This window comes from Bartonella queenslandensis AUST/NH15, assembly GCF_000312585.1.
In the GTDB taxonomy this organism is placed as follows: domain Bacteria; phylum Pseudomonadota; class Alphaproteobacteria; order Rhizobiales; family Rhizobiaceae; genus Bartonella; species Bartonella queenslandensis_A.
On the sequence record NZ_HE998203.1, the window covers coordinates 1 to 284 of the forward strand.

Annotated in this window: 1 pseudogene; it reads left to right on the forward strand. The window is 52.1% G+C overall.

What is annotated here, in order from left to right:
• Positions 1 to 284, forward strand: a pseudogene (locus BN338_RS12330) (phage tail tape measure protein); the annotation flags it as partial.

Consider the following 284-nt stretch of genomic DNA (forward strand, 5'->3'; position numbering starts at 1 on the left):
TTTGCGTGTTTTGCGTTTTACTTTTGCAGGAACACGCCTCGGGATTCTTCAATTGATGGGCTCTTTTATCAAAATGAGGGCTGTGAGCCGCACATTGCAAGCAAGTTGGCGTTCACTTATCGCATCAGGGCGCTCGCTGGGTTTAATGGCAGCAAGCTTTGGTGGGCATGTGCTGCGTCTTCTTCGCCCCATGACTTTACTGGTGGCGGCGTTTCGGGGCGTTATGCTCTCAGGAAGTGCATTTGCTGCCTCTTTTGGTTGGATCGGGACAGCCATCGAAGTGG